The sequence below is a fragment of the Burkholderia sp. MSMB2157WGS genome (genome assembly GCF_001532755.1).
GTDB lineage: Bacteria > Pseudomonadota > Gammaproteobacteria > Burkholderiales > Burkholderiaceae > Burkholderia.
This window is the reverse complement of record NZ_LPJG01000029.1, coordinates 115,430-142,300: the sequence shown is the minus strand read 5'-3', so window position 1 is coordinate 142,300 and position 26,871 is coordinate 115,430. Positions and strand designations below refer to the sequence as shown.

The 26,871-nt window shown below is 68.3% G+C and carries 24 protein-coding genes and 1 other RNA gene; 12 read left to right on the top strand and 13 right to left on the bottom strand.

Annotated features, from left to right (window positions below; genetic code table 11):
• Window positions 1-13: 13 nt before the first annotated feature.
• The 4 genes from recR to ffs form a co-directional block, all read right to left on the bottom strand.
• Window positions 14-610 (bottom strand): recombination mediator RecR, encoded by a 597-nt coding sequence (recR, locus tag WT53_RS18465; protein ID WP_034207452.1) that lies wholly within the window; start codon window positions 608-610, stop codon window positions 14-16.
• Window positions 611-641: 31 nt separating this feature from the next.
• Window positions 642-968, bottom strand: a complete 327-nt coding sequence (locus tag WT53_RS18460) for a YbaB/EbfC family nucleoid-associated protein (protein WP_006482124.1) — start codon at window positions 966-968, stop codon at window positions 642-644.
• Window positions 969-1,063: 95 nt separating this feature from the next.
• A complete protein-coding gene (locus tag WT53_RS18455; RefSeq protein WP_034207453.1) occupies window positions 1,064-3,430 on the bottom strand; it encodes a DNA polymerase III subunit gamma/tau in 2,367 nt (788 codons plus the stop codon).
• A 127-nt stretch (window positions 3,431-3,557) separates the two neighbouring features.
• Window positions 3,558-3,656, bottom strand: an RNA gene (ffs, locus tag WT53_RS18450) — signal recognition particle sRNA small type.
• Between the two features lie 387 nt (window positions 3,657-4,043).
• On the opposite strand from ffs, the gene trxA reads away from it, so the two are divergent.
• From trxA to WT53_RS18405, 8 genes are all read left to right on the top strand, one after another.
• Window positions 4,044-4,370 (top strand): thioredoxin TrxA, encoded by a 327-nt coding sequence (gene trxA / locus WT53_RS18440; protein WP_006402348.1) that lies wholly within the window; start codon window positions 4,044-4,046, stop codon window positions 4,368-4,370.
• 195 nt (window positions 4,371-4,565) lie between these two features.
• On the top strand, window positions 4,566-5,828 hold the full coding sequence (gene rho, locus WT53_RS18435) for a transcription termination factor Rho (RefSeq protein ID WP_006478662.1): 1,263 nt from the start codon (window positions 4,566-4,568) through the stop codon (window positions 5,826-5,828).
• 127 nt (window positions 5,829-5,955) lie between these two features.
• On the top strand, window positions 5,956-6,456 hold the full coding sequence (locus tag WT53_RS18430) for a MerR family transcriptional regulator (protein WP_034207454.1): 501 nt from the start codon (window positions 5,956-5,958) through the stop codon (window positions 6,454-6,456).
• Window positions 6,453-8,009, top strand: a complete 1,557-nt coding sequence (locus WT53_RS18425) for an MFS transporter (RefSeq protein WP_034207455.1) — start codon at window positions 6,453-6,455, stop codon at window positions 8,007-8,009. The genes WT53_RS18430 and WT53_RS18425 overlap by 4 nt, the downstream gene beginning before the upstream one ends.
• 38 nt (window positions 8,010-8,047) lie before the next feature.
• The gene (locus WT53_RS18420) at window positions 8,048-8,881 is read left to right on the top strand and encodes a zinc-dependent peptidase (protein ID WP_034207456.1); all 834 of its coding nucleotides are present in this window, start codon (window positions 8,048-8,050) and stop codon (window positions 8,879-8,881) included.
• A gap of 157 nt (window positions 8,882-9,038) precedes the next feature.
• The gene (locus WT53_RS18415) at window positions 9,039-9,305 is read left to right on the top strand and encodes a type B 50S ribosomal protein L31 (protein ID WP_011549676.1); all 267 of its coding nucleotides are present in this window, start codon (window positions 9,039-9,041) and stop codon (window positions 9,303-9,305) included.
• Window positions 9,306-9,447: 142 nt separating this feature from the next.
• Window positions 9,448-11,280, top strand: coding sequence for a glycosyltransferase family 39 protein (locus WT53_RS18410; RefSeq protein ID WP_034207457.1), 1,833 nt, complete (start codon window positions 9,448-9,450; stop codon window positions 11,278-11,280).
• Window positions 11,281-11,282: 2 nt separating this feature from the next.
• Window positions 11,283-12,638, top strand: coding sequence for an MATE family efflux transporter (locus tag WT53_RS18405; protein ID WP_034207458.1), 1,356 nt, complete (start codon window positions 11,283-11,285; stop codon window positions 12,636-12,638).
• Between the two features lie 11 nt (window positions 12,639-12,649).
• Here the strand turns inward: WT53_RS18405 and lipA are convergent, their stop codons facing one another.
• The 5 genes from lipA to WT53_RS18380 form a co-directional block, all read right to left on the bottom strand.
• Window positions 12,650-13,615, bottom strand: a complete 966-nt coding sequence (gene lipA / locus WT53_RS18400) for a lipoyl synthase (RefSeq protein WP_034207459.1) — start codon at window positions 13,613-13,615, stop codon at window positions 12,650-12,652.
• 2 nt (window positions 13,616-13,617) lie between these two features.
• The gene (locus WT53_RS18395) at window positions 13,618-14,733 is read right to left on the bottom strand and encodes an acetoin dehydrogenase dihydrolipoyllysine-residue acetyltransferase subunit (protein WP_034207460.1); all 1,116 of its coding nucleotides are present in this window, start codon (window positions 14,731-14,733) and stop codon (window positions 13,618-13,620) included.
• Between the two features lie 4 nt (window positions 14,734-14,737).
• Window positions 14,738-15,742, bottom strand: coding sequence for an alpha-ketoacid dehydrogenase subunit beta (locus WT53_RS18390; RefSeq protein ID WP_034207461.1), 1,005 nt, complete (start codon window positions 15,740-15,742; stop codon window positions 14,738-14,740).
• 54 nt (window positions 15,743-15,796) lie between these two features.
• Window positions 15,797-16,780 carry a thiamine pyrophosphate-dependent dehydrogenase E1 component subunit alpha gene (locus tag WT53_RS18385; protein WP_034207462.1) on the bottom strand — a complete coding sequence of 328 codons (984 nt, stop codon included), beginning with the start codon at window positions 16,778-16,780 and terminating at the stop codon, window positions 15,797-15,799.
• 68 nt (window positions 16,781-16,848) lie between these two features.
• Complete coding sequence (locus WT53_RS18380; protein ID WP_034207463.1) at window positions 16,849-17,907, bottom strand: ATP-NAD kinase family protein; 1,059 nt, start codon at window positions 17,905-17,907, stop codon at window positions 16,849-16,851.
• Between the two features lie 520 nt (window positions 17,908-18,427).
• Between WT53_RS18380 and WT53_RS18370 the strand changes: the two genes are divergently transcribed.
• The gene (locus WT53_RS18370) at window positions 18,428-20,347 is read left to right on the top strand and encodes a sigma-54-dependent Fis family transcriptional regulator (protein ID WP_034207465.1); all 1,920 of its coding nucleotides are present in this window, start codon (window positions 18,428-18,430) and stop codon (window positions 20,345-20,347) included.
• A 19-nt stretch (window positions 20,348-20,366) separates the two neighbouring features.
• On the opposite strand, the gene WT53_RS18365 is transcribed toward WT53_RS18370, so the two are convergent.
• Window positions 20,367-20,801, bottom strand: coding sequence for a carboxymuconolactone decarboxylase family protein (locus WT53_RS18365; RefSeq protein WP_034207466.1), 435 nt, complete (start codon window positions 20,799-20,801; stop codon window positions 20,367-20,369).
• Entirely contained in the window at window positions 20,785-21,246 is a 462-nt protein-coding gene (locus WT53_RS18360) for a MerR family transcriptional regulator (protein WP_034207467.1), read from the bottom strand. Before WT53_RS18360 ends, WT53_RS18365 begins: the two co-directional genes overlap by 17 nt.
• Window positions 21,247-21,521: 275 nt before the next feature.
• Here WT53_RS18360 and WT53_RS18355 point away from each other — a divergent pair, with 275 nt between their 5' ends.
• Both WT53_RS18355 and WT53_RS18350 read left to right on the top strand, forming a co-directional pair.
• On the top strand, window positions 21,522-22,130 hold the full coding sequence (locus tag WT53_RS18355; RefSeq protein WP_034207468.1) for a helix-hairpin-helix domain-containing protein: 609 nt from the start codon (window positions 21,522-21,524) through the stop codon (window positions 22,128-22,130).
• Window positions 22,131-22,218: 88 nt separating this feature from the next.
• Window positions 22,219-22,650, top strand: coding sequence for a YidB family protein (locus tag WT53_RS18350; RefSeq protein WP_034207469.1), 432 nt, complete (start codon window positions 22,219-22,221; stop codon window positions 22,648-22,650).
• A 122-nt stretch (window positions 22,651-22,772) separates the two neighbouring features.
• On the opposite strand, the gene clpB is transcribed toward WT53_RS18350, so the two are convergent.
• Both clpB and WT53_RS18340 read right to left on the bottom strand, forming a co-directional pair.
• Window positions 22,773-25,370, bottom strand: coding sequence for an ATP-dependent chaperone ClpB (gene clpB, locus WT53_RS18345; RefSeq protein ID WP_034207470.1), 2,598 nt, complete (start codon window positions 25,368-25,370; stop codon window positions 22,773-22,775).
• 159 nt (window positions 25,371-25,529) lie between these two features.
• Window positions 25,530-26,048, bottom strand: a complete 519-nt coding sequence (locus WT53_RS18340; RefSeq protein WP_060260966.1) for an Rrf2 family transcriptional regulator — start codon at window positions 26,046-26,048, stop codon at window positions 25,530-25,532.
• A gap of 241 nt (window positions 26,049-26,289) precedes the next feature.
• Between WT53_RS18340 and WT53_RS18335 the strand changes: the two genes are divergently transcribed.
• Window positions 26,290-26,850, top strand: coding sequence for a group III truncated hemoglobin (locus tag WT53_RS18335; protein WP_060260962.1), 561 nt, complete (start codon window positions 26,290-26,292; stop codon window positions 26,848-26,850).
• The last annotated feature ends 21 nt before the right edge of the window (window positions 26,851-26,871 follow it).

The window sequence follows — 26,871 nt, the reverse complement described above, 5'->3', positions numbered from 1 at the left end:
GGCGGCGCCCGGCTTACATCGTGCGGCGGTCGAGCATCGCGCGGGCGATGGTGCCCGCGTCGACGTACTCGAGCTCGCCGCCCACCGGCACGCCGCGCGCGAGGCGCGTAACCGCCAGCCCGCGCGCCTTGAGCGTCTGGCCGAGGTAGTGGGCGGTGGCTTCGCCTTCGTTCGTGAAGTTGGTCGCGAGCACGACCTCCTTGACGACGCCGTCGGACGCGCGCCGCACGAGGCGGTCGAAATGGATTTCCTTCGGGCCGATTCCGTCGAGCGGGCTCAGTCGCCCCATCAGCACGAAATACAGCCCGCGGTAGGTCATCGTCTGCTCGAGCATGATCTGGTCGGCAGGCGTCTCGACGACGCACAGCAGCGTCGGATCACGCTCCTCGTCGCTGCAGACCTCGCAGATCCGCGCTTCGGTGAACGTGTTGCACTTCTCGCAGTGCTGCAGGTGCTCGGTCGCGAACAGCAGCGAGCGGCCGAGCCGCTCGGCGCCCTCACGGTCGTGCTGCATCAGGTGAACCGCCATGCGCTGCGCGGATTTCGGCCCGACGCCGGGCAGCACACGCAACGCTTCGACGAGCGCGGACAAGGCGGACGGCTGTTTCATACGGCGGCAAACAGTGACAAGGACGCTGCGCTCAGAACGGCAGCTTGAAGCCCGGGGGCAGCGGCAGGCCCGACGTCATCCCGCTCATCTTTTCCTGCGACGTTGCTTCGGCCTTGCGCACCGCGTCGTTGAACGCAGCGGCGACGAGATCCTCGAGCATGTCCTTGTCGTCCGCGAGCAGGCTCGGGTCGATCGACACGCGGCGCACTTCGTTGCGGCACGTCATCGTCACCTTGACGAGGCCGGCGCCCGACTGCCCTTCGACTTCGATGAGTGCAAGCTGCTCCTGCATCTTCTTCATGTTTTCCTGCATTTGCTGCGCTTGCTTCATCAGTCCGGCGAGGTTGCCTTTCAACATGGGGATACTCCTTCTGGATCGTGTGAAAACCGGCACGCGGCGCGTGCCGGCCATTGTGTGCGGGGCGTGATTGTGCCAGTCGCGGGGCGCTCGGTTCAATGCAGCGTCGGCGGCGCGCCGTCCGGCGCCGAATCGGCGAGCGGGCGCACCGAGCCGTCGACGATGCGTGCACCGAACTCGCGCACGAGCTGCTGGACGAACGGATCGCCGTGAATCTCCTGTTCGGCTTCGCGCTGGCGCGCCGCGCGGGCGGCCGCATCGAGCGCCGCCGCGGTGCGCCGCGCAGGCCCGACCTCGACGCTCACCTCGACCGGCTTGCCGAGCGCATCAGCCAATGCCGCCTTCAACTTCGCCACCTGCGCGGCGTCCGCATACTGCGGCACCGGCACGGACAATTTCAATGCAGTCGCATCGACGGCCGTCAGCTCGCTGTTGAACGCGAGCTGGTACGCGACACCCTTCAGCGGCAGCCGCGCGGCCAGTGCCGGCCATTCGCCGTCGAAGCCGATCGGATCGAGCGCGATCGCCGGCGGCAACGGGCGCGAGTCGATCGGCGCGGCCGGACGCGCGTCCGCCGGCTTCGGCGTCACGCGCACATCGTCGGGACCGCTGTCGAATGCCGGCACGAAGCCGTCGTCGGAACCGCCGAACATCTCGTCGGCGCTGAGCGGTACGTAGTCGTCGGGCGGGATGTCTTCCCAAGGCGGCGACGGCTGACGCGAATCGGCTGCCTGCGGCGCACGGGCAACGGCACGCGGCGTCGGCACCTGGACGGCCGGACGCGGCGCGGCCGGCTTGTCGACAGCCGGCTGGGCTGCCGCCGGCTTGGCGGCAGCGCCTGCGCGGCCGCGGTCCGACGACACGCGCATCCCTGCATTGCGCAGCACGTCGAGCGCGGCGGCCGCACCGCCTGCGCGTGCCGTCGACCGCGCGGCGGCGGGCTCGGGCGATGCGGCGCGCGGCGCCGGTTCGGCCGCTGGAGCCGGTTCGTCGTTTCGCTGCACGGCGGCAACGGCAGGCGGCTCGGGTTCCTTGCGCGTGGGAGGCGGCATGTCGCCTGCGGGCGCCGCCTTCGCTTCCGGCTGCGGCGGCTCGATCGCTGGTGCGTCGGACGCTGCCGGTGCTGCCGACTCTGCCGATGACGGGACGGCAGCCGGCTTGGCGGCCGGCCGCTCGGCTTCGTCGCTTGATTGCGCCGACGCCGAACGTGCGACCGGCGCAGCCGGCGCCGCGGCGGGCGGCCGTGCTGCGGCAGCGGGCGCGGCCGATACCGGCTTCGCCGCAGCGGCGGCGGACGCCGCGGCCGCGCGCGGCGCCGGCGCCGGCACCGCACGCGGCGGCACGGACGGCTGGCCGCCCGGCGCACTGCCGGCGCCGACGGCCGGCTCGAACGCGAGCATCCGCAGCAGCGTCATCGTGAAACCGGCGTATTCGTCCGGCGCCAGGCCGAGTTCGGCGCGCCCGACGGTCGCGATCTGATAGAACAATTGAACCTGTTCGGGGCTCAGCGTCTGCGCAAAACGACGCAGGTCGGCCGCTTCCGGCCATTCGTCGAGCACCGAGCCCGGCGCGAACTGCGCCCATGCGATCCGGTGTAGCAGGCTCGCGAGATCCTGCAGCGCGGTCGAGAACGACAGGCTGCGCAGCGACATCTCGTCGGCGATCGCGAGGATTTCCGGGCCGCTGCCGGCCGCGAGCGCGTCGAGCAGGCGCACCATGTAAGTCTGGTCGAGCGCGCCGAGCATGCCTGACACCGCCGACTCGGTCACCTCGTTCGCCGAATAGGCGATCGCCTGGTCGGTCAGCGACAGCGCGTCGCGCATGCTGCCCTGCGCGGCGCGCGCGAGCAGGCGCAGCGCCTGCGGCTCGAACGCGATCCGCTCTTCGCCGAGGATCCGCTCGAGATGCGACACGATGTGCCCGGCCGGCATCTGCTTCAGGTTGAACTGCAGGCAGCGCGACAGCACGGTAACGGGGATTTTCTGCGGATCGGTCGTCGCGAGGATGAACTTGACGTGCGGCGGCGGCTCTTCGAGCGTCTTCAGCATCGCGTTGAACGCGTGGTTCGTCAGCATGTGCACTTCGTCGATCATGTAGACCTTGAAGCGCGCATCGACGGGCGCGTACACCGCGCGCTCGAGCAGCGCGGCCATCTCGTCGACGCCGCGGTTGCTCGCCGCGTCCATCTCGACGTAATCGACGAAACGGCCCTCGTCGATCTCGCGACAGGCGCGACACACGCCGCACGGTTGCGACGTGACGCCGGTTTCACAGTTGAGCGCCTTCGCGAAGATCCGCGACAGCGTCGTCTTGCCGACGCCGCGCGTTCCGGTAAACAGATAGGCGTGATGGAGACGCCCGCCGTCGAGCGCGTGCGTGAGCGCCCTGACGACGTGCTCCTGGCCGACGAGCGAAGCGAAATCCTTCGGACGCCACTTGCGTGCGAGAACTTGATAGGTCATCGGGAAATTGTATCAGTAACGCTGCGTCGCGCCGACACGCGAAACGGTGCGGACCGCGGGCAACGCGCAGGTCGAACGGAGTGTGACGCAGAAATAAAAAACGCCCGGCGAACGGGGCGAGAAGGAAGGTGACGAGCCCAACCCTCGGCACTGGCGGAAAACGATTGTGGCTGCTTCGTTCCCGACCTGACCAGGTTCACCGCCCCACCATGCGAGGAGGCCCGTCACGGCACATTCTATCACCGCTTCCGGACGAATGCGACCGTTTGTTCGCATCAATGCGAATCTCGCCGGGCAAACCGGCGCGTCGTTCAACCGGACACGTTGAATGCGGCGCGCCCCTTGTAATTCGCGGACCGGCCTCCACCTGCGTGGCACGACGGTCGAACGTCGCGTCGTACCCCTACTCGCGTAGCGGCTACTATCGCCGCCCGCAGCAGATAGCAATTTAGGCTAATATGACGCCCGAACGACCCGCGAGCCGCGGCATGCAGCGCTTACGCCCTCTTTCCGGAAGGCGGAGTGACCTGCCGCAGCGGCCGGCAGCCTACGGCGGCCGGTACGCCGCAACGCGCAAGCAGGCAGTCCCCGAACCGTAAGAGGTATTGACCCAATGAGCGAACAGATCAAACACATCAGCGACGCATCGTTCGAACAGGACGTCGTCAAGTCCGACAAGCCCGTTCTCGTCGATTTCTGGGCCGAATGGTGCGGCCCGTGCAAGATGATCGCCCCGATCCTCGACGAAGTCGCGAAGGACTACGGCGACAAGCTGCAGATCGCGAAGATCAACGTCGACGACAACCAGGCCACGCCGGCGAAATTCGGCGTGCGCGGCATCCCGACGCTGATCCTGTTCAAGAACGGCGCGGCCGCCGCGCAGAAGGTCGGCGCGCTGTCGAAGTCGCAGCTCACCGCATTCCTGGACAGCCACCTGTAATACCGGCCGTTCCGCGGACGTGTTGTCAGTCGGCAACACGTCCGTCGGCAAGCCGCCGATCGCTCGCTCAAGCGCGAATCGGCCTATGCTAGAATTAAAAAACGTCGGCAAGACGCATTTAAGTCTCTGAGCGCTTCCGCTCGCCCTCCTCCCTTATTTTCTTTCGTCGCATCTCCTCCCTGGCGGGTTCTCCGTATGCATTTATCCGAGCTCAAGTCTCTGCACGTGTCCGAACTGATCGAAATGGCCAATGGCCTGGAGATCGAAAACGCGAACCGCCTGCGCAAGCAGGAGTTGATGTTCGCCATTCTCAAAAAGCGCGCCAAGACGGGAGAGACGATCTTCGGCGACGGCACGCTCGAAGTGCTGCCGGACGGCTTCGGCTTCCTGCGCTCGCCGGAAATGTCGTACCTCGCGAGCACCGACGACATCTACATCAGCCCGTCGCAGATCCGTCGCTTCAACCTGCACACCGGCGATACCATCGAAGGTGAAGTCCGCACGCCGAAGGACGGCGAGCGCTACTTCGCGCTGGTGAAGGTCGACAAAGTCAACGGGCAGCCGCCCGAGGCCTCGAAACACAAGATCATGTTCGAGAACCTCACGCCGCTGCACCCGAACAAGCCGCTGTCGCTCGAGCGCGAAATGCGCGGCGAAGAGAACGTCACCGGCCGCATCATCGACATGATCGCGCCGATCGGCAAGGGCCAGCGCGGCCTGCTCGTCGCGTCGCCGAAGTCGGGCAAGACCGTGATGCTCCAGCACATCGCGCACGCGATCAAGCAGAACCACCCGGACGTGATCCTGTTCGTGCTGCTGATCGACGAGCGCCCGGAAGAAGTGACCGAAATGCAGCGCTCGGTCGCCGGCGAAGTGATCGCGTCGACGTTCGACGAACCGGCCACGCGTCACGTCCAGGTCGCCGAAATGGTGATCGAGAAGGCCAAGCGCCTCGTCGAAATGAAGCACGACGTCGTGATCCTGCTCGACTCGATCACGCGTCTCGCGCGCGCGTACAACACCGTGATTCCGGCATCGGGCAAGGTGCTGACGGGCGGTGTCGACGCGAACGCGCTGCAGCGTCCGAAGCGCTTCTTCGGCGCGGCGCGCAACATCGAGGAAGGCGGTTCGCTGACGATCATCGGCACCGCGCTGATCGAAACCGGCAGCCGCATGGACGACGTGATCTACGAAGAGTTCAAGGGCACCGGCAACATGGAAGTGCACCTCGAGCGCCGCCTCGCGGAAAAGCGCGTCTACCCGTCGATCAATCTGAACAAGTCGGGCACGCGTCGCGAGGAAATGCTGATCAAGCCCGAGATCCTTCAGAAGATCTGGGTGCTGCGCAAGTTCATTCACGACATGGACGAAGTCGAGGCCATGGAATTCCTGCTCGACAAGATCCGCCAAACGAAGAGCAATTCCGAGTTCTTCGACCTGATGCGCCGCGGCGGCTGATCGGCCCCGCTCCGCGACACGGCCGCCCGTGCATCCTGCCGGCGGCCGTTTTTCGATCCCAACCTGAACGTGAACGTACAGGTTGATCTATAATCGCGTCATTGTCCCTGTCGAACCTCCCCGACCGATGCCGAACGATGCCTCCACCACGCTATTGACCGTCAGCGACGCCGCGTCGCGGCTCGGCGTCACGCCGCGCACGCTCAAATATTACGAAGAGCGCGGGCTCGTTACGCCGTCGCGCAGCGAAGGCCGCTACCGCCTTTACGACGAAGCTGACCTGGAGCGCTTCGCGCGCATCCTGCGATTGCGTGCGCTCGGCTTCTCGCTGCACGGCATCACCGAAATGCTGAAGCGCCCGCTGGAAGAAACAGGCGACGGCCGGCGCCGCTATTCGGAGGCGTCGCTGCGCGAGATCCGCGCCGGCCTCGCCGGGCAGATCGATACGCTGGACCGACGGATCGCGGCCGTTCAGCGCGAGCTGAAGGAGGCCGTCGCGCTGCGCAAGGAGTTGCAACACGACGTCGACTACGTCGAACGGCGCCTCGCCGGCGAAAACGCCGACGCGCTGATCGCGCAGCGGCAGGCCGAAGCCGGTACGCGGGCCGCACGCAAGGATCGCGAATGAACGCGGTGCCTGGCCGGCCGCCGCTGTGGAGCCGCGCGAACCTGCGCGGGGATCTGTTCCCGTGGGCCCTCGCGCTCGTCACCGGCATCGACTACTTCGACAACGCCGTGTTCTCGTTCTTCGCGAGCTACATCGCGGGCGGCATCAACGCGTCGCCCGACGAACTCGTCTGGTCGTCGAGCGCCTACGCGGTCGCGGCCGTGCTCGGCATCCTGCAGCAGCAATGGTGGGTCGACCGGCTCGGCCATCGCCGCTACGTCGCGGGCTGCATGCTGATGTTCTCGCTCGGCGCGATCGCGGCGGCGCTGGCCGACACGTCGCTGGCGCTCGCGTTCGCGCGCGGCTTCCAGGGCTATTTCATCGGCCCGATGATGGGCGCGTGCCGGATCCTGATCCAGATCAGCTTCAAGCCGCAGGAACGGCCGCCCGCGACGCGCGCTTTCCTGATCATGATCCTGCTCGGCAGCGCGCTCGCACCGATCGTCGGCGGGCTGCTGGTCGCGCATTCGACGTGGCGCGCCCTGTTCGCGTGCACCGCGCCGGCCGGCATCGCGTTCGCGATCCTCGCGTTGCTCACGCTGCCCGATTCGGGCCGCACGCCGGACGACGAACGCGGCTCCGGACACTTCTGGCCGTACGTCGTGTTCGCGCTCGCGCAAGGGGCGCTGCAGATCGTGCTGCAGCAGGTGCATTACCAGCTCTACAGCGGCTCGCCGATGCTGATCGTGCTGACGATCGCGGGGCTCGGCGCGCTCGCGTGGTTCGCGTATCACCAGTGGCATCACCCGACGCCGCTCGTGCGGCTGCACGCGTTTCGCGAGCGGACGTTCCAGATCGGGCTGCTGCTCTACATGTTCTATTACTACGAGACGACGGGCTTCAGTTATCTGACGTCGCGGTTCCTCGAGGGCGGGCTCGGCTATCCGGTCGAGAACGCCGGGCGCCTGGTGGGCACGATGTCGCTGATCTCGGCCACCGCGCTGTTCGCCTACCTGCGCTACGCGAAATTCGTCACGCACAAGAAGTGGTTCGTCGTGCCGGGGTTCGCGATCGCCGTCACGGCCGCGCTGTGGATGACGCGGATGACGCCGCAGGTCGGCGAAGCCGCGCTGATCGTCCCGCTGCTGCTGCGCGGGTTGCTGCTGCTGTTCATCGTGCTGCCGGTCGCGAACCTCACGTTCCGGATTTTCGCGATCGACGAATACACGCACGGCTACCGGCTGAAGAACATCGTGCGGCAACTGACGATCTCGTTCGCGACGTCGTCGGTGATCATCGTCGAGCAGCACCGGCTGGCCGTGCACCAGACACGGCTCGTCGAGCGCGCGAACGCGTTCGATCCGCTGTTCCAGCAGACCGTCGATGCGCTGACGCGCAGCTTTGCGGCCGCCGGCCACGCGCCGAACGATGCGCACGGCCTCGCGATCGCGTCGATCGCGCGGATGGTGGCGCAACAGGCGTCGTTCCTCACGTCGCTCGACGGCTTTTACTTCCTCGCGGGCGTGGCGCTCGTCGGCGGCCTCTTCGCGGCATGGCAAAAACAGATCGATTGAGTTAAAAGACAGGCTTTGGATTTTCGTCCGCCGCCTCCATGCTTTCGAAACTGACCCGCTGGTTCGACGACCGCCGCCGCGACCGCGCGCTGCGCAGCCACCCGATTTCCGATGCGTTGTGGCAGGACACCGTCGCGCGGCTGCCGTTTCTCGACGCGCTGCCGCCCGCCGATTTGGCCCGGCTGCGAGAGCTGACGAGCCTGTTCATCGCGAGGAAGTCGTTTTCGACCGCGCACGGGCTCGAGCTGACCGACGCGATGATCGTCGCGATCGCCGCGCAGGCCTGCCTGCCCGTGCTGAATCTCGACCTGTCGCTGTACGACGGCTGGGTCGGCGTCGTCGTGTATCCGGGCGAATTCGTGATCCGCAAGACCGTGCAGGACGAGGACGGCGTCGTCCACGAAGTCGAGCAGGATGCGAGCGGCGAGGCTTGGGAAGGCGGCCCCGTGATCCTGTCGTGGGAAGACGCGCAGATGACGGACGGTCGGGACGCATACAACGTCGTGATCCACGAGTTCGCGCACAAGATCGACATGGTCAACGGCGCGGCCGACGGCTATCCGCCCCTTTTTCGCCGCTGGCATGCGCCGCATCTCGACGCGCAGGCGTGGGCCGACGTGTTCGAACACGCGTACGACCAGTTCTGCGCGCGCGTCGACGCGGTGCCGGACCGCGCGTGGGCGCGCTTCGAGCGGGACTCGCTGATCGATCCCTATGCGGCCGATCACCCGTCGGAATTCTTCGCGGTGTGCAGCGAGGCGCTGTTCGTGCGGCCGAAAGCGTTCGAGTCCGAATTTCCGGAGCTGTACCGGCTGCTCGCGCGCTACTACCGGCAGGATCCGGCCGGCACCGGCGCACTCGACGCGCGATGAAAATTATTCGTCAACCGTCTGATTTTCTGGCATAATCGCCGTTTTTCGACCTTAGGCAAGTGGCTCGCGCCGGGCTTGACGGCGGCCGAATCGCTCCCATCGGGGCGGCTCGACACGGCAAGCGGCGGGTTGGCTACCGCTATCACCAAGGAAAATCATGAAACCTGGCATTCACCCGGACTACCGCGAAGTCGTCTTCCAAGACATGTCGAACGGCTTCAAGTTCATCACGCGCTCGACGATCCAGACGCGTGAAACCATCGAACACGAAGGCAAGACCTACCCGCTCGCCAAGATCGAAGTGTCGTCGGAATCGCACTCGTTCTACACGGGTCAGCAAAAGATCATGGACACGGCAGGCCGTGTCGAGAAGTTCAAGAACAAGTTCGGCGCACGCGCGAACGGCAAGGCTGCAGCAAAGTAAGCTTTGCACCGATCCGGTGGTTGCAACGCACCGGTACCGCACGAAAGGGCAGCCCAGGCTGCCCTTTTTTGTCTCTGCTCGCCGGGAAGCGCCATCCCGCGCCCGGGCAACGACCTGACGCACAACAGCGGGCGCGACTACAATGCCGGATGCTCGAAACCGGCTCGACCGCGCGCCACCGCGCCGGCCGCCCGCCCATAACAAATCGCTCATCTGCATGAAGCCTGTCGTCCGTCTCACCGCCTCCGCCACGCGTGCGCTGCCGCGCTGGCTGCTGCTCACGCTCTGCTGCGTTTACGCGGCGTTCGGCCTGTTCGGTCGCGACCCGTGGAAAAACGAGGATGCGGCGGGCTTCGGCGTGATGTGGACGATGGCCAAGGGCGGCTGGCACGACTGGCTGCTGCCGAACCTGGTCGGCAAGTTCATCACGACCGACGGGCCGCTCGGCTACTGGCTCGGCGCGCTGTCGATCCGCGGCCTCGGCCCGTGGGTCGACGCGAGCAACGCGTCGCGCGTCGACACCGGTGTGCTGTTCTGCGTCGCGTGCGCGTTCGTCTGGTACGCGGCCTACCTCCTCGGCCGGCGCGCCGAGGTTCAACCGTTCAAATACGCATTCGGCGGCGAACCCGAGCCGCGCGACTACGGCCGCACGCTCGCGGACGGCGCGCTGCTGGTGCTCGTCGCCTGCTTCGGCCTCGCGGAACGCGGGCACGAAACGACGCCGCAGCTTGCGCAGTTCGCGTGGATCGCGATGCTCGTCTACGGGATCGTGCGCGGCATCGACAAGCCGCTGCAAGGCGCACTGTGGTGGGGCCTCGCGATCGGCCTCGTCGCGCTGTCCGGCAACCCGGTGCTGGTCGTCGCGCTGCTCGCGGGCACGGCCGCGCTGTGGCTCGTGACGCCCGAGATGCGCAACCTGCGCCTGCCGCTGGTCGGCGTGCCGCTCGCGGCCGCGATCTTCGCGCTCTGGCCGCTCGCCGCCTTCGTCGCGGCGCCGGACGACGCCGCCTGGTTCTTCAACCAGTGGATTCACGGCAGCCTGATGCGCTTTTCGGGCCCGCCGACGGCCGTGCTCGGCTATGCGGCGAAGAACCTGCCGCTGTTCACGTGGCCCGCGTGGCCGCTCGCGATCTGGGCGTGGTGGAGCTGGGCCGGCATGCGCCGCCGTGCGCACATCGCGATTCCGCTGTCGGTTGCCGTGCCGCTCGTCGCGCTCGTGATCCTGCAAAGCCAGCAGTCGAACCGCATGTACATGCTGCTGCTGCCGCCGCTCGCGGTGCTCGCGACGTTCGCGCTGCCGACCCTCAAGCGCGGCGCGATCAACGCGATCGACTGGTTCGCGGTGCTGAGCTTCACGATCCTCGGCACCTTCGTGTGGCTCGTATGGCTCGCGTCGCTCACCGGCTTCCCGCATCCGCTCGCGCGCAACCTCGCGCGCCTCGTGCCCGGCTACGAGCCGCATTTCAAGATCCTGTCGTTCGTCTGCGCGGTGATCGTCACCGTGTGCTGGTGCTTCCTCGTGCGCTGGCGCGTCTCGCGACAGCCGAAGGTGCTGTGGCGCAGCGTCGTGCTGTCGAGCGCGGGCACCACGCTGATGTGGGTGCTGCTGATGACGCTGTGGCTGCCGATCGTCAACTACGGCCGCACCTATCGCGACGTCGCGCAACAGATCGCCGTACACCTACCGTCCGACTACGAGTGCATTTCGCCGGTGCGGCTCGGCGACGCGCAGATCGCGACCTTCGCGTACTTCGGCAACATGCACTTCGATTTCTCCGGCGACTGCGACGTGATCCTGCGCCAGGACCGCGCCGACTTCGGCGAGCCGAGCGCGATGTCGCAATACGTGTGGCGTCTCGTCTGGGAAGGCCGCCGCGTCGCCGACCGCGACGAGCGCTTCCGCCTGTACGAGCGCATCGAACGGCCGAAGACGCCCGTCAAGCGGCGTCCGCCGCGCCGCCAGGCGGCCGATTGACGATGCTCGGCGACATCCGCCGGATCGTCGGTCTCGCGTGGCCGGTGCTGGTCGGCCAGCTCGCGATCATCGCGTTCGGCGTGATCGACACCGCGATGGTCGGCCGCTACTCGGCCGTCGATCTCGCCGCGCTGGGGCTCGGCTCGTCGATCTACGTCTCGATCTACATCGGCCTGACCGGCATCCTGTCCGCGCTGCAGCCGATCACCGGGCAGCTGTACGGCGCGCGGCGCTATGCCGAGATCGGCGAGGAAGTGCGCCAGGCGCTGTGGCTCGCGCTGCTGCTCTCGATTCCGGGCTTCCTGCTGCTGCATTTTCCCGAACCGCTGCTGCGCGTCGCGCACGCACCCGCCGCGCTGCACGACCGTACCGTCGACTACCTGCGCATCCTGTCGTACGGGCTGCCCGCCAGCCTCGTCTTCCGCATCTACAACGCGCTGACCAACGCGGCCGGCAAGCCGCGGCTCGCGATGATCCTGCAGATCGGCGCGCTGCTGCTCAAGTTTCCGCTGAACGTGTGGTTCATCTTCGGCGGCTTCGGCGTACCGGCGCTCGGCGGCCCCGGCTGCGGCCTCGCCAGCACGCTGATCAACTGGGCGCTCGCGCTGATCGGCTACGCGCTGCTCGCGAAGCTCGACGTGTTCGCGCCGCTCGCGATCTTCTCGCGCTTCTGCTGGCCCGTGTGGGCGCGCCAGAAGGCGATCCTGAAACTCGGCGTGCCGATGGGTCTGTCGTACCTGATCGAAGTCACGTCCTACACATGCATGGCGCTGTTCATCGCGCAGTTCGGCACGACGACGCTCGCCGGCCACCAGATCGCCGGCAACATCGGCGCGGTGCTGTACATGACGCCGCTGTCGATCGGCGTGGCGGCGTCGACGCTGGTCGCGCGCGCGCTCGGCGCCGGACGCGTCGAGGAAGCCCGGCTGCTCGGCCGGCACAGCGTGATGTTCGCGTGCGGCGTGGCGGCCGCCTACGGCGTGCTCGTGTTCGCGCTGCGCCCGCTGATCATCGGCGGCTATACGCCGAACCCGGCCGTCGCCGCGGCCGCGATGCCGCTCGTCGCGATCGTCGCGTGCTACCACGTGTTCGATGCGCTGCAGGTCACGTCGGCGTTCGTGCTGCGCGCATACAAGGTGGCGGTCGTGCCGACCGTGATCTATGCGGTCGCGCTGTGGGGCGTCGGACTCAGCGGCGGCTACGTGCTCGGCTTCGACGTCGGCGGCATCGCGCCCGCGTGGCTGACCGGCGCGCGCGGCTTCTGGTTCGCGAACACGGTCAGCCTGATGCTGGCGGGCGCGGGGCTCGTGCTGTACCTGCGCCACATCGGCCGCGCGCCCGCCACCGCCGCGGCCTGACGTACGGCGCGCTACGCGCGCTCCAGCACGTCGGCCGCGTGATACGACGACCGCACGAGCGGGCCGGCGACGACTTCCCTGAAACCGAGCGCGAGCGCCTCGTCGCGCCAGGCGGCGAAGGCGTCCGGACTCACGTAGCGCCGCACCGGCAGATGGTGCGCCGACGGCGCGAGATACTGGCCGAGCGTCAGCACGTCGACCTCGTGCGCGCGCAGGTCGCGCAGCGTGTCGCGCACCTCGTCGTCGCGTTCGCCGAGCCCGAGCATCAGTCCCGATTTCGTCACGAGCGTCGGCCGCGCGGCCTTCGCCTGCGCGAGCAGCTCGAGCGAGCCGCGATAGTCGGCGCCCGGCCGCGCCGCCCGGTACAGCGACGGCACCGTCTCGAGGTTGTGATTGAACACGTCGGGCCACGCCGACGACAACGCGTCGAGCGCACGGGCCGCGCGGCCGCGGAAGTCCGGCGTCAGCACCTCGACGCCGATGCCCGGCACGCGCGCGCGCACCGCCGCGATGCATGCGGCGAAATGCGCGGCGCCGCCGTCGCGCAGGTCGTCGCGGTCGACCGACGTGATCACGACGTAGCGCAACCCGAGCGACGCCGCCGCGTCGGCCAGCCGCGCGGGCTCGCCGGGATCGAGCGGCTCGGGACGGCCGTGCGCGACATCGCAGAACGCGCACCGCCGCGTACACAGCCCGCCCATGATCATGAAGGTCGCGGTGCGCTGCGCGAAGCATTCGCCGATGTTCGGACACATCGCCTCCTCGCAGACGGAATGCAGCCGATGCTCGCGCAGCACGGCGGCCATGTCGGCCACCGCCGCGCTCATCATCGGCCGTGCGCGCAGCCACGACGGCTTCGGCAAGACCGCGCCGGCCGCGGGCTCGACGCGCACCGGAATGCGCGCGAGCTTGTCGCGACTTCGCGCGCCGGGCTGGCCGAGCGCCGTGAGGCTGGGTCGTTCGAGCGCGGCGGCCATCGTCAGTCTCCGAGGAACGCGACGATCAGGCGGTTCACGTCGGCGGCCGCCTCCATCTGCACCATGTGGCCGCTGCCGGCGATCACCTCGGCGCGCACGCCGTCCGGCAAACCCTGCGCATGCTGCGCGGGAATCACCTGGTCGCGCTCGCCCCAGATCACGAGCGTGCGCGGCGCAAGCGTCGCGAGCCGGTCGCGGAACACGCGCCGCTGCGTGGCGCCGTCGAACGCGGCATGCGCGATTTTCTCGAGCGCGGCCTGCACGCCTTCGAGCCGCTTGTACTTGACGAGATCCTCGACGAGCTGCCGCGTGACCAGCGCGTTGTCCGCGAACAGCGCGCCGAGGTGCGGCTTCAGCGTGTTGCGGCTGTTGCCGGCGACGAAGCCGTCGATGTACGCGCGGTTGATGTCGGCGCCGAGCCCCGCGCTCGCGATCAGCGTGAGCGATGCGACGCGTTGCGGCGCACGCTCGGCCGCCGTCATCGCGACCGCGCCGCCCATCGAATGGCCGATCAGGTGCGCGCGCTCGATGTGCTGCGCATCGAGCAGCGCGAACACCGCGTCGGCCAGCTCGTCGAGGCTGCCGGTCTCGACCGCCTTGCCCGACTCGCCGTGGCCGGGCAGATCGAGCGCCCACACCGGCCGGTGCGCGGCGAGATCGGCGTGATTGAACAGCCAGTTGTTCAGGTCGCCGCCGAAGCCGTGGATCAGCACGGCCGGCGTGCCCGCACCGTCGCCCAGCTTCAGGAAGCGGATCGTGCGGCCGCCGATCTGCGCCTTCTCCGGCTGCGGGCCGGCCGCCTCGTCGGCAGCCGCGCTCGGCACGAAATCGCGCTGGAAGTCGGCGATCGCCGCATCGATGTCGGCGTCGCTCGCATCGGCGGCCGCGACGACGCCGAGCAGCGCGCCGACGGGCAGCGTCTCGCCCTCCTGCGCGACCTGCCGGCGCAGCGTGCCGTCGAACGCGCACTCGACGCCCGACGAGATCTTGTCGGTCTCGACGTCGAGCACCTCGTCGCCCTTCGTCACGCGTTCGCCGATCGCCTTCAGCCAGCCGTTGACCTGCCCCTGCTCCATCGACAGCCCCCACTTGGGCATCGTGATCATGTGAATCGACATCGTGTCAGCTCCTCGTCTTCAGGACCGCCTGCGCAATCGCATCGGCGGACGGGATATACAGGTCTTCCAGCACGCCGGCGAACGGCGCGGGCGTATGCGGCGCGGTGACGAGCTCGATCGGCGCCTTCAGCGAGCGGAACGCGCGCTGCGCGACGAGCGCGGCGATGTCGGTCGCGATCGAGCAGCGCGGGTTCGCTTCGTCGACGACCACCACGCGCCCGGTACGCCCGGCGCTCTCGAGAATCGTTTCCTCGTCGAGCGGCGACGTCGTGCGCAGGTCGATCACGTCGCACTGGATGCCGTCCTTCGCGAGCGTCGCGGCCGCGTCCATCGCGAGATGCACCATCCGGCCGTACGTGACGATCGTCGCGTCGTCGCCGTCGCGCGTCACGTTCGCCTCGCCGAACGGAATCGCATAGGATTCCTCCGGGACATCGCCCTCGCGCGTATAAAGCAGCTTGTGTTCGAGGAAGATCACGGGATCGTTGTCGCGGATCGCCTGGATCAGCAGCCCCTTCGCGTCGTACGGCGTCGACGGGCACACGACCTTCAGCCCCGGGATGTGCGTGAACAGCGACGTGAGCATCTGCGAGTGCTGCGCGGCCGCGCGCAGGCCGGCGCCGTACATCGCGCGGATCACGACCGGCGTCACGGCCTTGCCGCCGAACATGTAGCGGAATTTCGCGGCCTGGTTGAAGATCTGGTCGAAGCACACGCCCATGAAGTCGACGAACATCAGTTCCGCGACGGGCCGCATCCCGCACGCGGCCGCGCCGACCGCCGCGCCGATGTAGCCGCCCTCCGACAGCGGCGTATCGAGCACGCGGCCCGGAAACTTGTGGAACAACCCCTTCGTCACGCCGAGCACGCCGCCCCACGCGTCATCCTCGCCCGGCGCGCCCGCGCCGCCCGCGTTGTCCTCGCCCATCACGATCACGCTGTCGTCGCGCGCCATTTCCTGCGCGAGCGCCTCGTTGATCGCCTGCGAATAAGTGATCTTCCTTGCCATGTCTGTCTCCTGGAATGTTCGGTTCGCCATGTCGGCCGCCGGGTCAACCCGCGCTCACGGATACGACACGTAGACGTCGGCGAGCAGGTCGGCGGCATCCGGCAGCGGCGCCGCCTTCGCCTGCGCGACCGCGTCGTCGATCAGCGCCTTCACCTGGGCGTCGATCGCGCGCAGGTCGTCGGCGGTCAGCGCTTCGGCACGCACGACGCGCGTTTCGAAATGCTTCAGGCAGTCCTTCTCGTCGCGCAGCTTCTGCACTTCGCCTGGCGCGCGGTAGGTTTGCGCATCGCCCTCGAAATGGCCGAAGTAGCGCGTGAACTTCACCTCGACGAGCGTCGGGCCGCCGCCGTTGCGCGCACGCTCGACGGCCTCGCCCAGCGCCTCGTGCACCGCGAAGAAGTCGAAGCCGTCGACGATCACGCCCGGCATCCCGAACCCGTTCGCCCGATCGGCGATGTTGTCGGTCGCAACCGACCAGCTCGACGACGTCGCTTCCGCATAGCCGTTGTTTTCGGCGACGAAGATCGCGGGCAGCCGCCACACCGACGCGAGGTTCATCGATTCGAAGATCACGCCCTGGTTCGACGCGCCGTCGCCGAAGAAGCACACGCCGACGCCACCCGTCTTCCTGTGCTTGGCCGCGAGCGCCGCGCCGCACACGAGCGGGCCGCCCGCGCCGACGATCCCGTTCGCGCCGAGCATCCCCATCGACAGGTCGGCGATGTGCATCGAGCCGCCCTTGCCGTGGCAGACGCCCGTCTTCTTGCCGTAGATTTCGGCCATCATCCCGTGCACGTCGACGCCCTTCGCGATGCAATGGCCGTGGCCGCGGTGCGTGGTGGCCACGTAGTCGTCGAGGCCGAGGTGCAGCATCGTGCCGACGGCGGACGCCTCCTCGCCCGCGTACAGATGAACGAAGCCGGGAATCTCGCCGGTCGCGAATTCGACGTGCAGACGTTCCTCGAATTCGCGGATCGTGCGCATCAGCCGGTAGGCGTCCAGCAGCGTGTCCCTGCTGAGCTGTGTCGAAGCGGTCATGTGTGTCTCCTGGGTAGGTCTGACTGCGAATGCCGCCCCGGCCAAGCCGCGACGGCGGACTTTGGCGTTCACTCGTGCCGCGCACCGGCGTCGCGCAGCAATTGCCGCGACGATGCGTAGCGCAGCGTGCGGCCGACGTCGACCGTCAACGGCCCGCGCCAATCGAGCGAAATCTCGTAGCGATCGCCGCGCGCGACCTCGATCTCGCGCTCGCCGTCGAACGCGAGCGTGCCGCGCTCGAACGGAATCGCGTGCCACGCACCCGGCTCGAGCCGCTCGCAACTGCGCATCACGACACGGTCGACGCGCCCCGGCGCGATCGGCGCGACGAGCGGCGTGCCGGCCGCGTTGCCGGCTTGCGCGAAGCGCATTGCAAGCCCGTGCGGCGCGCTGCGTTCCAACGGCGCCCATGCGCCGCCGAGCGCGGACAGGCCGATGCCGTCCGGTTCCGCGAACGTCAGGTAGAGCGAGTCGATGTCGTCGGAGCCGGAGATCGCGCGCGCGCCGACGAAGCGCTGCCGCGCGGCGCACACGTCGACGAGCGCGATCTCTTCGCGCCCCGGCTGCGCGCCCGCGACACAGCGCACGACGAGCCGCTTGTTGCGCACGAACGCGACCTCGGCCGGCACCGCGCCGCTCGCGGCGAGCCCTGCCGCGACGCCGGCGACGGTCGCCTCGCGATGTTCGGGGAACGCGTTGTTGGTGCCGGTGGACAGCGCGACGAGCGGCGTCGCGCCGCAATGCGCGGCCACCGCGCGATGGGTGCCGTCGCCGCCGAGCACGACGATCAGCGACACGTCCATCCGGTGCAGATAGGCCGCGCCGGCCTGCGTGTCGGCGACGGTATCGGTGATCGGCAGGTCGACGAATTCGACCTCGGGCCAGCGCTCGTGCGGCGCGACCGCGCGATGCGTGTCGATCGCGCGCAGCAGCAGCGTCGCGATGCCCGTGCGGTCGCGCAGCGTCAGCACGCGCTCGACGCCCATCGCGCCGAGGCCGGCCAGCAGGCGCACGATCATGTTCGCCTTCTCCGCGGTCGGAAACACGGATGCATGCGTCGTGAGGCGGCGGATGTCGCGCCCCGACGCGGGGTTCGCGATCACGCCGACGGTAACGGGCGTCGTCACGGGTTTGTCTCCATCCAGTCGGCAGGGCCCGCGCATTGGCGCGCGCCGGCTCCGCCTGTTTCGTCCGCCGCCATCGACGGGCGGCGGATCGCCGTCGCCGATGCGATCGCGCCGGCTTGCCCTCATCTCTGCAAGCGGCGTGCCATCGTGCGTGCGACGGCCGCGAAACCCGCGTCCGCACTGGCGCGGCGGGCCTGCGCGGGTTCGGAATGCGCGACCGTGACGACACGGCGCGCATCGAATTCGCCGGGACGTCTCACGTCGCCGATACGGCGAACGCGATCGTCGCGGCGCTCGCGCCTGCGCGACGTTCCGCCGCAAACCCAGCGTTCGCGCGGCGTCGCGCAGGCGGCGTCGGGCCGCACCCCATGCATCCGGCCGTCTCAATGACGCGAGACGTGCTGCGATATCGGTGAGACGACCGTCTCACGCGCATCGCGTGCTGCGATGCAATGTGATCCGCCGGACCGGATGTGCTACAAGAACGGCGACATCCCGCCGTACGGAACCGGAGCCGACCATGCCCTACGCCGTCCCCCAGGCCCAGCACGCCGACCGTGTCCTTGGCGCGCTCGCCGGACGCCTGCCCGCGCCGGCGGATTCCGCGCGCCTCGTGTCGTCGTGGCAGCGGTCGCTGGAGCGCTACCGTCTCGACCCCGCTTCGTCGATCGGCCCGCGCGTGCTGACCGCGGCGGAGCTGCGCGAAGTACGCGACAAGGAAGAAGCCTTCCTGCGCGCGTCGGGCCAGTGCCTGACGCGGCTGCACGACATGGTCCGCGTCGCCGACTACTGCGTGATGCTGACCGACGCGCACGGCGTGACGATCGACTACCGGATCGACCGCGAACGCCGCAACGACTTCCGTCACGCGGGGCTGCACATCGGCTCGTGCTGGTCGGAAAGCGAGGAAGGCACCTGCGGCGTCGCGAGCGTGCTGACCGATCTCGCACCCATCACCGTGCACAAGACCGATCACTTTCGCGCGGCGTTCACGACGCTCACGTGCAGCGCGGCGCCGATCTTCTCGCCGGGCGGCGAACTGATCGGCGTGCTCGACGCGTCGGCCGTGCACTCGCCGGACGGCCGCGACAGCCAGCGCCTCGTCTACCAGCTCGTGCGGCAGAGCGCGGCGCTGATCGAGGACGGCTACTTCGTGCACAGCACCGCGCAGCACTGGATATTGTTCGGGCATCCGAACCGTCACTACGTCGAGGCGCAGCCCGAGTGGCTGATCGCGTTCGACGAATGCGGCAACATCGTCGCCGCGAACCGGCACGCGCGCGACGCGCTGCCGGCGTTGCGCGAGCCGCGCCATATCGACGAGATCTTCGATGCGACCGAGATGCCGCTGCGCGACGCCGCGCGGCTCGATGCGATCGTCGCGCTGCGGCTGCGCGCGACCGGCGCGCCGCTCTACGCGCGGCTGCGTGCGCCGCTACGGCGCGCCGGCCGCGAACCCGGCGCGGCATCGCGCCGCCCGGGCACCGCCGCGCCGCGTCACGTCGGCGCGCTCACGCCGTTCCTGAACAGCAGCGACCCGCACATCGCGCAACAGGCGGAACTCGCGCTGCGGGTCGCGAGCAAGCGGCTGCCGATCCTCGTGCTCGGCGAAACCGGCGCGGGCAAGGAAGTGTTCGCCCGCGCGATCCACGACGCCGGCGCACGGCGCGCGCGGCCGTTCATCGCCGTCAACTGCGGCGCGCTGCCGGAAGCGCTGATCGAGAGCGAACTGTTCGGTTATGCGGCCGGCGCGTTCACCGGCGCACGCAAGCACGGCGCGCGCGGCAAGATCGCGCTCGCCGACGGCGGTACGCTGTTTCTCGATGAAATCGGCGACATGCCGCTCGCGCTGCAGACGCGTCTGTTGCGCGTACTGGCCGACGGCGAGGTGGTGCCGCTCGGCAGCGATACGCCCGTGCGCGTCGACCTCGACGTGATCTGCGCGACCCACCGCGATCTCCCCCGGATGGTGGCCGACGGCACGTTCCGCGAAGACCTGTACTACCGGTTGAGCGGCGCGACGTTCGACCTGCCGCCGTTGCGCGAACGCGCGGACGTGCGCGACGTGATCGCCGCCGTATTCGCCGAGGAAGCGCAGGCGACCGGCCACGTGCTCACGCTCGACGCGACGCTCGCCGAACAGCTCGCCGCGTACCCATGGCCGGGCAACGTGCGCCAACTGCGCAACGTGTTGCGCTATGCGTGCGCGGTATGCGACGCCGCGCGCGTAACGCGGCGCGACCTGCCGGCCGACCTCGCCGCGCAACTCGGCGGCGCCCCGGCGGGCGCGCTGCCGGACGACGAGCGCGGCCGCATCGTCGCCGCGCTCACCGCGCATCGCTGGCGGCCCGACGCGGCCGCCCGCGCGCTCGGCATGTCGCGCGCGACACTGTACCGGCGCATCGCGAAGTACCGGATCGTCGCGCCGCACCGTGCGTGACGCACGCGCGCACGCTTCGTCAGGCGGGCTGCCCGGCCACTTCGTTCGCGTCGTCCGCCACGCCGGCCGCCTCGTCGCGGCGCGTGAACACTTCGCGCGCGGCGAACAGCGCGTTGAGCGCGGCCGGCATCCCCGCGTACACGGCCATCTGCATGAACACCTCGACGATCTCGTCGCGCGTGCAGCCGACGTTCAGCGCGGCCTCGATATGCACCTTCAATTGCGGCTGCGCGTTGCCGAGCGCGGCCAGCGCGGCGATCGTCGCGATTTCGCGCGCCCTCAGGTCGAGTTGCGGCCGGCTGTAGATGTCTCCGAAGCTGAATTCGACCAGCAGCCGCGCGAAGTCCGGCGCGATCGGCGCAAGCGCCGCGATCACGCGTTCGCCCACTTCGCCGTCGATTTCCTTGAGTTTGTTCCAGCCGCGCGTGTAGCGATCCTCAACGAGTTGTTCCATCGTGTCCGTCCTGTTCCGATAAAGCGTGAGAAGGATTCGCCCGTCGTGCCGTTTCCCGTTCCCGCGCCTCGTAGTACGCGATCTTCTCGCCGATCGCATCGAGGCTCGCCTGCAGCTCCGCGATATGCGCGCGCACCGCGTCGCGATGCGCGACCAGCAAGTCGCGCCGCGCGCCGAACGTCGATTCGCCCTGCTCGCGCAGCACCGCGAACGCCTGCATCTGCGCGATCGGCATGCCGGTCGCCTTCAGGCGCATCACGAAGTCCAGCCAGTCGAGGTCGGCCGGCGCATAGAGCCGGTGCCCGGCCGCCGTGCGCGAAATCGCGCGCAGCAGGCCGGCCTGCTCGTAATACCGCAAGGTGTGCGTCGACACGCCCGTCAGTTCGGCGACTTGCCCGATCGTCAGCGGACCGGCGGCGGTGGGTTGGGAAACGGTTTTCGACATGGCAGGAACAAGGTTAGGAGTTAGAGTTCACTCTAAGTCAAGCGTTGTCGAACAGCCAGCGTCGCGACAACCGGCGACACCGTAAAGAATGGTCAAAATCGGCGCATGGCATCGGTTTCGGCCTTTACAGCACCGCAAGCCTTCAGCAAGATTCGGTCAGCTTGTCTTAAAAAGGGCACGCATTTGTCCTATGCTTAACGGCGACGCCCGGCCATCTCGCGCCCCGTCGTCCGTTGCAACAGCCATTCATCCGTCAGAACCAGGGAGCCCTTGCCATGCTGAAAAAGCTGCTGATGCTGTTCGTCGCGCTATCGCTGTCGCTCGCCGCCGGCCTTGCCGCGGCCGTCGAAGTCAACACGGCCGACCAGGCCGCGCTCGAATCCGTGAAGGGTCTCGGGCCCGTGAAGTCGAAGGCGATCATCGACGAACGCACCAAGAACGGCCCGTTCAAGGACGCCGACGATCTCGCGAATCGCGTGAAGGGCCTCGGCACGAAGTCGGTCGGGCATCTCGAGGAAAACGGCCTGACGATCGGCGGCGCGTCGACGCCGCCGAAGGGCGTGAAGCTGTCGAAGCCGGCCGCGACGACGTCCGCGACCACGTCGACCACGACGTCGGCAGGCACCGCATCGACGTCCACGACCGCGACGGCCGGCACGACGACCGCGGCGCCCGCGCCGACGGCGAGCGCACCGGAAGCGGCGGCCAAGCCGGCCAAGACCAAGCGTGCATCGAAGAAGGAAAAGGCGGCAGCGGCTGCCGCGGCATCCGCCGACGCGGGTGCGAGCGCACCGGCGGCCGCGTCGTCCACGAAGGCGACGAAGGGTAAGAAGAAGAGCAAGAAGGACAAGGCAGCCTCCGCCGCCGCGGCGTCGGGCGCCTGATGTGCGCCGCGCGCGCGACGGCGTGCGCGCGGCATTCGTTCAACGGGCGCCGTCGTCACGGCGCCCTTTTCAGTGAAGGTGAAGAACCATGGGTCTCCTCGACATCGTTGGCGGTCTGATCGGCGGCCAGGCCGGCGGCAATTCGCAAAGCGCGCTGATCGCGACCGCGCTCGAATTCATCAACAACCAGCCGGGCGGCCTGAACGGGCTGATCGAGAAGTTCAAGGCCGGCGGCGCCGGCGACGTGATCGGTTCGTGGGTCGGCAACGGCGAAAACCAGCCGATCTCGCCGGACACGCTGCAGAACGTGCTGGGCTCGGACGTCGTCGGCTCGCTCGCGAGCAAGGTCGGCATCGATCCGGCGCAGGCCTCGTCGATCCTCGCGCAGGTGCTGCCGCACGTCGTGAACCATGCGACGCCGAACGGCGAAGTCCCGGCCGGCGGCCAGGTCGACACGGCGAACGTGCTCGGCACGCTCACGCAGCTCGCCGGCATGTTCGGCGGCAACAAGCAGGCCTGAGCGCCCGCCGCGACCGGGCGGCCCGTTCGGCCGCTCCATAAGCAAACACCCCGCCGAGGCGGGGTGTTCGTTTTTGCGCCCGGTGCGAACCGGGCACGCTGCCGATCGGCAGGCGATCAGTGTCAGTGAACGACGCGGTCGAACACGAACTGGCCGTCGTTGACGTCGACCGGGATCACGTCCTTCGGGCCGAAGCGGCCGGCGAGGATCAGCTTCGCGACCGGGTTCTCGATCTCCTGCTGGATCGCGCGCTTCAGCGGCCGGGCGCCGAACAGCGGATCGTAGCCGACCTTCCCGATCTGCTCGAGCGCCGCGGGCGACACGTCGAGCGCCATGTCGAGCTTCGCGAGCCGGTCGTGCAGGCGCGCGAGCTGGATCTTCGCGATCGACTCGATGTTGCTGCGGTCGAGCGCATGGAACACGACGACGTCGTCGATCCGGTTCAGGAACTCGGGACGGAAGTGCTGCTTCACCTCGAGCCACACGGCGTCCTTGATCTCTTCCTGCGGCGCCCCCGTCATCGCCTGGATCACCTGCGAGCCGAGGTTCGACGTCATCACGATCACCGTGTTCTTGAAGTCGACCGTGCGCCCCTGCCCGTCGGTCATGCGGCCGTCGTCGAGCACCTGCAGCAGCACGTTGAACACGTCCGGATGCGCCTTCTCGATCTCGTCGAGCAGGATCACGCTGTACGGCTTGCGACGCACGGCTTCCGTCAGGTAGCCGCCTTCCTCGTAGCCGACATAGCCCGGCGGCGCGCCGATCAGCCGCGCGACGCTGTGCTTCTCCATGAACTCGCTCATGTCGATGCGAATCAGGTGCTCTTCCGAATCGAACAGGAACGACGCCAGCGCCTTGCACAGCTCGGTCTTGCCGACACCCGTCGGGCCGAGGAACAGGAACGAGCCGTACGGACGGTTCGGATCGGCGAGACCTGCGCGCGAGCGACGGATCGCATCGGCCACCGCGCTGATCGCTTCGTCCTGGCCGACCACGCGCTCGTGCAGCTTTTCCTCGATGTGCAGCAGCTTCTCGCGTTCGCCCTGCATCATCCGCGACACGGGAATGCCCGTCGAACGCGACACGACCTCCGCGATTTCCTCGGCGCCGACCTGCGTGCGCAGCAGGCGCGGGCGGGTCGGGTTGTGCTGCTCCTGCTCTTCGGCCTGCGTGACCTGCTTCAGTTGCGACTCGAGCTGCGGCAGCTTGCCGTACTGCAGCTCGGCGACCTTTTCCAGCTTGCCTTCACGCTGCAGGCGCGCGATGTCCGCCCGCACTTTCTCGATCTCTTCCTTGAGCTGCGCGCTGCCCTGCACCGCGGCCTTCTCGGCGGTCCAGATCTCCTCCAGGTCCGCATATTCGCGGCCGAGGCGGTCAATCTCTTCCTCGATCAGCTGCAGGCGCTTCTGCGACGCTTCGTCCTGCTCCTTCTTCACCGCTTCGCGCTCGATCTTCAGCTGGATCAGACGACGGTCGAGCTTGTCCATCTCTTCGGGCTTCGAATCGATTTCCATCTTGATCTTCGAAGCGGCTTCGTCGATCAGGTCGATGGCCTTGTCGGGCAGGAAGCGGTCGGTGATGTAGCGATGCGACAGCTCGGCCGCGGCGACGATCGCCGGGTCGGTGATGTCCACGCCGTGGTGCAGTTCGTACTTCTCCTGCAGCCCGCGCAGGATCGCGATCGTCGCCTCGACGCTCGGCTCGTCGACGAGCACCTTCTGGAAGCGGCGCTCGAGCGCGGCGTCCTTCTCGATGTACTTGCGGTATTCGTCGAGCGTGGTCGCGCCGATGCAGTGCAGCTCGCCGCGCGACAGCGCCGGCTTCAGCATGTTGCCCGCGTCCATCGCGCCTTCGGCCTTGCCTGCCCCGACCATCGTGTGGATCTCGTCGATGAACACGATCGTCTGCCCTTCGTCCTTCGCGATGTCGTTGAGCACCGCCTTCAGGCGCTCCTCGAACTCGCCGCGATACTTCGCGCCGGCGAGCAGCGCGGCCATGTCGAGCGACAGCACGCGCTTGCCCTTCAGCGTCTCGGGCACTTCGCCGTTGACGATCCGCTGCGCGAGCCCTTCGACGATCGCGGTCTTGCCGACACCCGGCTCGCCGATCAGCACCGGGTTGTTCTTGGTGCGGCGCTGCAGGATCTGGATCGAGCGGCGGATTTCGTCGTCGCGGCCGATCACCGGATCGAGCTTGCCCGCGCGGGCGCGCTCGGTCAGGTCGACCGTGTATTTCTTCAGCGCCTCGCGCTGGCTTTCCGCGTCCTGGCTGTGCACCTGCGAACCGCCGCGCACCGCGGCGATCGCGGCTTCGAGCGACTTGCGCGTGAGGCCGTGCTGGCGTGCGAGCTTGCCGGCCTCGCCCTTGTCGTCGGACACGGCGAGCAGGAACATCTCGCTCGCGATGAACGTGTCGTTGAGCTTCTGCGCTTCCTTGTCGGCCTGGTTCAGCAGCCCGGCCAATTCACGGCCGATCTGGATGTCGCCGCCCGTGCCCGTCACTTGCGGCAGGCGCGAGATCGCTTCGTTCAGCGCGCCTTGCAGCGCCTGCACGTGCACGCCCGCGCGCGACATCAGCGAGCGGGCCGAGCCGTCCTGCTGCGCGACGAGCGCCGCCAGCACGTGAACGGGTTCGATGTATTGATTGTCGCGGCCGGCCGCAAGGCTTTGCGCGTCCGCGAGTGCTTCCTGGAACTTGGTGGTGAGCTTGTCGATTCTCATTTAGTCGAGACCTCCAATTTTCGATTACCACCAAGATGAGGATGGTCATGCGGCTTTCAAGCGAAATTCGGGTTGATTCAGCGCAAAAATTGCCGGATAGCCTGAAAACGGTCCAGCGGTGTGATGAGGGGGGCGGAGTCGGCGCGCGGCGCCCGTGTGTCAGTGGGCCTTCGACGACGGCTCGGCGGCGGCCGGCGCGTCGTCCGGCTCCGGCGCGGCACGCACGAGCGCGACCGGACGGATGCCGAGCAGCGCCATGAGCGGTGACGCGGGCTCGGCCAGGTCGCCCAGCGTGTGACGATCGAGTTCCGCGAAGAACGCATCGCGCGCGGCCGCCAGCACACCCTTCAGCCGGCACTGCGGCTCGATCACGCAGCCGCGCGACTCGCTGCCGTCGGGCGAAAAGCAGCCGACCAGCGCGAAGTCGTTCTCGGTCGCCCGCACGACCTGGCCGACCGTCAGTTCCAGCGAATCGGCAAACAGCCGCAACCCGCCGTTGCGGCCGCGAACGGTGTCGACCCAGCCCAGTTCGCCGAGCCGCTGGACGACTTTCATCAGATGGTTCTTCGAGATGTCGTACGCGTCCGAGATCTCCTGGATGGTCGCGAGCCCTTCACCGCGCACGGCCAGGTACAGCATCACGCGTAGCGAATAGTCGGTGTAGTCGGTGAGTCTCATGAGCGAATACGGGAAAGATCGATCGCGCCCCGATTACCTCAGCCGGGCGGCTCTCGATGCGTGCAGGGCCGATGACGGTGCCGTGGCGCGGCCGCGGGTTGCCGGAAGCGCGTGCGCGCAATAAGATGCGCAGTATCTACACGTTTTCAGGGGCTACAGGACGCTATTTTGCGTCAAAATCCGGCCGGCGTCCTGCTCGTCGCCCGCGCCGCCGCCCCGATCCACCGGCCCCTTTTTTGTCATGACTGCCCTGCCCGCCTCACCCGAACCCGCACCGGCCCGCCCTCGCGACGCCGAGCCGACCGAAGACAACATCCGCGACCTCGTCTACGCGTTCTACGACCGCGTGCGCGCCGATCCGCTGCTCGGGCCCGTGTTCGACGCGAAGCTGGCCGGGCGCTGGGACGATCATCTGCCGAAGATGGTGACGTTCTGGTCGAGCCTCGTGCTCGGCACCAAGGGCTATCGCGGCAACGTGCAGCAAGCGCACCAGCCGCTCGACGGGATCGAGCCGGCCCATTTCAGCCGCTGGCTGTCGCTGTTCCTGAAGACCGTCGACGCGCGCTACGCGCCGCCCGCGGCGATCCGTTTCATGGAGCCTGCATTGCGGATCGCGCAGAGCCTGCAGTTGAGCCGGTTCGGTTGGGACTACCGGATTCCGCCCGAGCAGCAGGCGCTTCTCGACGCGATCGCGCCGCGCCGCCGCGATACGGGCGACGATCCGCATGGGTTGCCGTCGCGCGCCCGCGGCGAGCCGTTTCCGGCGAAGATCATCGGGCGCGGCGTCGACCCGGACGCGTAACGCCCGTCACGCACGACGATG